The 7188-nt window shown below is 65.8% G+C and carries 7 protein-coding genes; 4 read left to right on the forward strand and 3 right to left on the reverse strand.

Annotation, left to right across the window (positions count from 1 at the left end; translation table 11 throughout):
* The 4 genes from JOZ79_RS04275 to JOZ79_RS04290 form a co-directional block, all read left to right on the forward strand.
* Window positions 1-859 (forward strand): bifunctional ornithine acetyltransferase/N-acetylglutamate synthase (locus JOZ79_RS04275; RefSeq protein ID WP_294071083.1); only part of this gene is annotated, 859 nt, incomplete at its 5' end.
* Complete coding sequence (gene argB, locus JOZ79_RS04280; protein ID WP_294071086.1) at window positions 856-1734, forward strand: acetylglutamate kinase; 879 nt, start codon at window positions 856-858, stop codon at window positions 1732-1734. The genes JOZ79_RS04275 and argB, both read left to right, overlap by 4 nt.
* Window positions 1731-2591, forward strand: coding sequence for an ornithine carbamoyltransferase (locus JOZ79_RS04285; protein WP_294071089.1), 861 nt, complete (start codon window positions 1731-1733; stop codon window positions 2589-2591). The genes argB and JOZ79_RS04285 overlap by 4 nt, the downstream gene beginning before the upstream one ends.
* A complete protein-coding gene (locus JOZ79_RS04290) occupies window positions 2588-3817 on the forward strand; it encodes an argininosuccinate synthase (protein ID WP_294071091.1) in 1230 nt (409 codons plus the stop codon). Before JOZ79_RS04285 ends, JOZ79_RS04290 begins: the two co-directional genes overlap by 4 nt.
* Here the strand turns inward: JOZ79_RS04290 and argH are convergent.
* The 3 genes from argH to JOZ79_RS04305 form a co-directional block, all read right to left on the reverse strand.
* Complete coding sequence (gene argH / locus JOZ79_RS04295) at window positions 3806-5179, reverse strand: argininosuccinate lyase (protein WP_294071098.1); 1374 nt, start codon at window positions 5177-5179, stop codon at window positions 3806-3808. The genes JOZ79_RS04290 and argH overlap by 12 nt on opposite strands.
* Window positions 5180-5253: 74 nt before the next feature.
* Window positions 5254-6729, reverse strand: a complete 1476-nt coding sequence (locus JOZ79_RS04300; protein WP_294071093.1) for an HWE histidine kinase domain-containing protein — start codon at window positions 6727-6729, stop codon at window positions 5254-5256.
* A 1-nt stretch (window position 6730) separates the two neighbouring features.
* Window positions 6731-7015, reverse strand: a complete 285-nt coding sequence (locus tag JOZ79_RS04305) for a circadian clock KaiB family protein (protein ID WP_294071095.1) — start codon at window positions 7013-7015, stop codon at window positions 6731-6733.
* Between the last annotated feature and the right edge of the window lie 173 nt (window positions 7016-7188).

Raw genomic sequence — 7188 nt, forward strand, 5'->3', positions numbered from 1 at the left:
TGCCAATTCCCATGTGCTGGTCTGCTCGACCGGGATCATCGGTACGCCGCTGCCGATCGACGCGATCCTCGCCGCGACCCCGAAGCTCGCGAAGAAGGTCTCGGTCGAGGGCGGCGTCGACGCGGCCCGCGGGATCCTGACGACCGACCACAAGCCGAAGGAAGTGGTCGTCGAGGGATCGACCTTCACGATCGGCGGAATGGCCAAGGGATGCGGCATGATCGCGCCCAACATGGCGACGATGCTGGCGTTCCTGACGACCGACGCCAGGATCCCGCTTCCCGTCATGCGCAAGGCGATGAAGGTCGCCGCCGACGGCACCTTCAACACGCTCAACGTGGACGGGGCGATGTCGACCAACGATACGGCGATGCTGCTCGCGTCCGGTCGCCGGGGCCCGGCCGACCAGGACGAGTTCGCCGCCGCCCTTCTCACTGCCTGCCGCGAGCTGACGATGATGATGGCCCGCGACGCCGAGGGCATGACCCGCATCGCCCACCTCAAGGTGACCGGCGCGCACAGCAAGGAACAGGCACGGATCGCCGCCAGGGCAATCGTCGAGAACAACCTCGTCAAGTGCAGCTGGTACGGTGGCGATCCTTACTGGGGCCGGCTGATGGCAGCGGCAGGCTCGACCGGAGTCGAGCTTGATGTCGGCAAGTCGCGCGTCAGCTATGGCGGCATCATGGTCGCGAACGGCGGCGTTGCTTGCGCCCATGACGGCCAGGCGCTTGCCGAGCACATGATGGGCGACGAGGTGGAGATCGAAGTTTATCTCGGCGCCGGCCCGGCATCGGCCGCGATGATCGGCATCGATCTTGGCCCCGGCTACATCAGGGAGAACAGCAAGACGTCATGAAGATCGTCCTCCTGCCCTCCGAGACCGCGACCGTCCTTGTCGAGGCGCTCCCCTATATCCGCGAGTTCGCCAACAAGGCGGTCGTCGTCAAGCTTGGCGGAGCGGCGATCGACAAGACGTCCGACCTCGCGCTGGCCCAGGACGTGCTCCTGCTCCGGAGCGTCGGCGTGCGCTGCGTGCTCGTCCATGGTGGCGGCCCCCAGGTGGACGCCATGCTCCGCCGCGTCGGCAAGGAGCCGGAGTTCAAGGACGGCCTCCGCGTTACCGACGGCGACACGCTCGACATTGTTCGCATGGTCCTCGTCGGCAAGATCAACCGCGACCTTGTCGCGACCATCAACAGCCAGGCCGGCGATGAGCCTGTCGCCGTTGGCGTCTCGGGCGAGGACGCGGGGCTGCTCACCGTCACGCCCGCCGACCCCGCCCTCGGCTTCGTCGGCAATGTGACCCAGGTGCGGGCCGAGCTCATCCACCGCCTGCTCGATGACGGCCTGACGCCGGTCATTTCAACCATCGGCGCCAATGCGGAAGGCCAGCCCTACAACGTCAATGCCGACGAGGCGGCGCGGGCGATCGCGGTCGCGATGAAGGCGGAGAAGATCGTCTATCTGACCGCCGCGCCCGGCCTGCTCGATGATGTCAACGATGAGCACAGCCTGGTCCCGCGTCTGACTTCGGCTGAGCTTCGCCAGCGGATTGGCTCGGGATCGGTCAGCAGGGGCATGATCCCCAAACTCCGCGCCTGTGCCGACGCCGTCGATCAGGGCGTTCGCTTCGCCCACATCATCGACGGGCGGGTAAAGCATTCGCTGCTGATCGAGCTTCTGACCGACCATGGCGTCGGCACGATGGTCAAGAAGGAGAAGAGCTGGTGAGGCACCTGCTTGCGATCCGCGACCTGACGCCGGACGATTTGTCGCGCATCCTGGAGCTGTCGGAGCAACCGGCACCGCGGGTGCTCAAGGACAAGGGCGTCGCGCTCTATTTCGAGAAGCCGAGCTCGCGCACCCGCAATTCGATGGAGATGGCGGCAGCGCAGCTTGGCGGGCACCCGGTTTACATTCAGCCGGCCGAGCTCGGGATCGGCAGCCGGGAGAGTGTCGCCGATGTCACCCGCACGCTCGCCTGCTACCACTCGATCCTCGCCGCGCGCGTGTTCGACCACGGCCTGATCGAGCAAATGGCGGCGGTGAACGCCGCGCCGGTGCTCAACATGCTCTCTTCGACCGACCACCCGCTGCAGGCGTTGGCCGACCTCCTCACCGTCAAGAAGCTGCTGGGCCGAATCGAGGGCGCACGGATTGCCTTCGTCGGCGAAGCGAACAACGTGGCACGCTCGCTGGCTGAAGGCTGCGCCTTGCTCGGCGCCGAGCTCAACATCGCCAGCCCACCGGGCTTCGGCTTTGGCCGCTCCCTTCCCAATGTGAATCCATGCGCCGACCCTGATGAGGCGGTCGACGGCGCGGACATCGTCTACACCGATGTCTGGGTGTCGATGGGCGACGCGAATAGCGACGAGCGTCGCGCCGCCTTCGAACCCTACCAGGTCGATGAGGCGCTGATGGCCCGGGCTCCGGACGCCTGGTTCCTGCATTGCTTGCCAGCGCACCGCGGCGAGGAAGTCACCGCGCCCGTGATCGATGGTCCGCGCTCGGCCGTCTGGCGGCAGGCGACGAACCGAATGCACACGGCGCGCGGAGCGATGCTGTGGATGGTGGAAGGCAATCGATGACTGAGAAGAAGCTGAAGGTCGTTCTGGCGTACTCGGGCGGCCTCGACACCTCGATCATCCTCAAGTGGCTGCAGACGGAATATGACGCCGAAGTCGTCACCTTCACCGCCGACTTGGGTCAGGGCGAGGAGGTCGAGCCGGCGCGCCGCAAGGCCGAGATGCTCGGCGTCAGGCCGGAGAACATTTTCATCGAGGACCTGCGCGAGGAATTCGTCCGCGATTTTGTCTTCCCCATGTTCCGGGCGAACACCCAATATGAGGGCGACTATCTGCTCGGCACGTCGATCGCGCGGCCGCTGATCGCCAAGCGGCAGATCGAAATTGCGCGGCAGGTGGGGGCGGATGCCGTCTGTCACGGAGCCACCGGCAAGGGCAACGACCAGGTCCGCTTCGAACTCGGCTATTATGCGCTAGAGCCGGACATCAAGGTCATCGCACCATGGCGCGAATGGGACTTCCAGAGCCGCGAGCAGCTGCTCGACTTCGCCGAGAAGCACCAGATCCCGATCGCCAGGGACAAGCGCGGCCATGCGCCTTTCTCGGTCGACGCCAACCTGTTGCACTCGTCGTCGGAAGGGAAGGTGCTGGAGGACCCGTCGTCAGAAGCGCCCGAATATGTCCATCAGCGGACAATTTCGCCCGAGGATGCGCCGGACAAGGCGACGACCATCACCATCGATTTCGACAAGGGCGATCCGGTCGCGATCGATGGCGAGGCGCTGTCTCCGGCTGCGCTTCTGGCGAAGCTCAACCAGCTGGGCCATGACAACGGCATCGGCCGGCTTGACCTGGTCGAGAACCGCTTCGTCGGCATGAAGTCGCGCGGCGTCTACGAGACGCCGGGCGGCACGATCCTTCTGGCGGCGCATCGCGGCATCGAGAGCATCACGCTCGACGGCGGCGCGATGCACCTCAAGGACGAGATGATGCCGAAGTACGCGAGCCTGATCTACAACGGCTTCTGGTTCGCCCCCGAGCGCGAGATGCTCCAGGCCGCCATCGACAAGAGCCAGGAGCATGTGTCCGGCCGCGTCACCATGCAGCTTTACAAGGGCAATGCCACCGTGATCGGCCGCGAGAGCGAGCAGTCGCTTTACGACCAGGATCTGGTCACCTTCGAGGAGGGTAGCGGCAGCTACGACCACCGCGACGCTGCCGGTTTCATCCGCCTGAACGCGCTCCGGCTGCGCACGATCGCGCAGCGGGCCCGCCGTCTACAGCCCTAGTTCGGCCTTCGCTTTCGCGATCTGCTCGCGCACCCGCACCGGCGCAGTGCCGCCATAGCTCGTGCGGCTTCTTACGGACGCCTCCACGCTGAGGACGTCGAACACGCGCTCATCGATCCGCTCGTCGATTGCCCGCAACTGGTCGAGTGAAAGATCGGCAAGGCCGCAATCGTGCTCCTCGCCGGCCTTTACCGCACGCCCGGTGATATGATGCGCCTCGCGGAACGGAACGCCGGCCTCGCGGACCAGCCAGTCGGCGAGATCGGTCGCGGTCGAATAGCCCTGCGCGGCGACCGTCCGCATCCGCTCCGGCACGAAGGTCACGGTTTCCATCATTCCAGTGATCGCCCGCAGCGACAGGATCAGCAGGTCGCGGGCCTCGAACACCGGCTCCTTGTCGTCCTGCATGTCCTTCGAATAAGCAAGCGGCAGGCCTTTCATCGTCACCATCAGCGCGGTGAGGCACCCGACGATGCGACCGCTGTGCCCGCGCACCAGCTCGGCGGCGTCGGGGTTGCGTTTTTGCGGCATGATCGAGGATCCGGTCGAGTAATCGTCCGAAAGTTTGACGAAGCCGAAGGGCGCGCTGGCCCAGACGATCAGCTCCTCCGCCAGGCGCGAGAGGTGCAGGCTGCACTGCGCGGCTGCCGAGAGATAATCGAGCGCGAAGTCGCGGTCGGACACGCTGTCGAGACTGTTGGCCGTCGGCCCGTCCGGAAATCCAAGCGATCTTGCCGTTTTCTCACGGTCGATCGGGAAACCCGTTCCAGCGAGCGCAGCACTCCCAAGGGGGGACTCATCGGAGCGGTGTTGAACGCCGTAGAAGCGCGATATGTCGCGCTTTAGCATCTCGTAATAAGCGAGCAGGTGGTGGCCGAGCGTCACGGGCTGCGCGACCTGCAGGTGCGTGAAGCCCGGCATAACCGCGTCGGCATGCTCCTCGGCGCGTGCGACCAGCACCCCCTGCAGCTGCGTGATGGTTGCGACTGCCTCATCGCATGCGTCGCGAACCCACAATTTGAAATCCGTCGCGACCTGATCGTTGCGCGAGCGGGCGGTGTGGAGTCGTCCGGCGGCGGGGCCGATCAGCTCGCCGAGCCGATGCTCGACGGTCATGTGGATGTCCTCGAACTCGATTCTCTCTGGAACGCCGTCGCGCTCATATTCGGCGGCGATGCGGTCGAGTCCGCCGAGGATCGCGGCGGCATCTTCGGCGCCGATGATTCCCTGGTCGCGAAGCATGGTGGCATGCGCCCTGGAAGCGGCGAGGTCGTGCCGCCACAGCCTCTTGTCGAACCGGATCGACGCGTTGATCTCGGTCATCAGCCCGGCCGGCCCGGCCCCGAACCGCCCGCCCCAGATCTTGTGCGTGTCGTTCGCCATGAGCGCGCGACTGCCATGCGGGAGGGTAGGGGTCAAACGCCCACCTGCGGGCGTCAGTCGGTCAGCACGCTCGAGTTCGGGATGTACATGCGGCAGACCACGCCATCCGGGAGATAGTCGAGCGTCGTCGACTGAGCGCCGCTCTGGCCGAGGCCGCGAAGGATCAGGGTCTGGCCGAAGCCGTGGCGCTCCGGCGGCTGAACCGGCGGCCCGTTTTCCTCTCGCCATTCGATCGCGAGCGCTTCGCCATCGTTCGCCGCCGTCAGGGAGACACGCCCGCGTTCATTCGAGAGTGCGCCATATTTGACGGCGTTCGTCACCAGCTCGTGGAAGACGAGGCCCAGCGCGACGGCAGTGTCGGATGTCAGGCGATACTGCATGCCCTCGATGGTCAGGCGCTCGCTGCCGACCGCAATGTAAGGCGCGAGCTCGGCAACCGCGATATCCTCGAGCGTCAGACCGCCGGAAAAATCCTCGGCGAGAAGGTTGTGAGTCGCCGCTAGCGCCTCCAGCCGGCGAGCGAAGGCGGGCCGGAAGTCGGACAGGTCATTCGATCCGGCGGCGGTCCTGTTGGCGATGGAAAGAACCAGCGTCAGCGTGTTCTTCACTCGGTGCGTGAGCTCGCCCATCAGGAGTTTCTGCTTGCGATCGGTCGCGCGCTGCTCGGTGACGTCGGCGAGGGCGACGATGCAGCCGCCGATGGTGCCGCCCGACGAACGCAGCGGGCTGGCGCTGACGACGACGTGGCGCGCCCGGTCGCCTCCTGCGAGGTTCGCCTCGACCGCGCGCACGTTGCTTCCAGAGAGCGCGAGCTCGACCACTTCCCGCGCGCCGATCAGCCCGGAGCTGACCGGGAAGCTGAGTTCGAACGCGACTTCGAAGTGCTTACCGACGCAGCCGCTGATGCAGAACTGGCGCACTTTCGCGTTGGCATGCGTAATGACGCCCTTGTCGTCGCACACGACCACTGCGTCGTTCGACGATGCCATGACTGCGCGGCCGATGCGCTCGCTCTCTGAAGCTGCCGCCGCCTCGACCCGCTCTGTGACATCAGTGAAGGTGAGAGCGTAGCCGCGGCCGAACACGAGCTCGAGCGGGGCGGCGGTGACCTCGACATGGCGCTCGCCGCTGGGAGATTCGAGCGAGAGTTGCTCGCTTCGCCGGTCAGGCCCGGAATGCTCGAGCAGCCGCCTGAGGGCGGCGGCGCCATCGGGCCCGAGATGAGTGGCGAGGTCCGCGTTCTGCAGGTCGGGCGCCTGCGCTCCGAGCAGATCCACCAGGGCTCCGTTGGCGTAGATCAGCTTGCCGGAGCCGTCGACCGCGGCCGCGCCGATATCCATCGCCTGCATGAAAGCGCGGTAGCTGTTCTCCCCGCCGAGGGCCGACACTTCGTCATGGTTTGGTCCCCGCACGACCAGGGCGTCCACTTCCCCGTCGCGGATCGCGCGGAGCGTCTCCTCCGCTTCCGACAGACGGCGGCGCAGGTCCTGCTCCGTCCCGGCGTCCGGTTCGGCGGGCGAATGGGTCATCCTATTGCTCGTCCACATGGAGGTGGACGAGGACCTTTTCCTTGTCGGAAAGGTCACCGATGATCTTCTGCACCGGCACCGGAAGCGAGCGGACCAGCGTCGGGATCGCGACGATATTGTGCTCACGCGCGAGCTGAGGCTGCTGACGAAGATCGATCACTTCGATCTCGTAGGCGCCTTTCATATTCTCCTCGCACATCTGCTGCAGGTTGCGGATCGCGGCGACGGACTTAGGGGTCTCGCCGGCGACATAGAGCTTCAGCTTCAACGGCTTCTCGTCAGTCATGATTATTCCTTACTGCCAGCCGTCCGGCGGCCGGCGGCCATTTCGGCTGCGTCGTCGCGGCTTTGCTGAAGATATGCGGTTTCCTGATCGACGATGCTCTTGAGCTCGACCTCGTCGGCGAGCAACTCGGCTTCGAGCGCCTCGATCTCGGCGCGGGCTTTGCGGCGGCGTTG

Source organism: Sphingomonas sp., from assembly GCF_019242355.1.
Lineage (GTDB): Bacteria > Pseudomonadota > Alphaproteobacteria > Sphingomonadales > Sphingomonadaceae > Sphingomicrobium.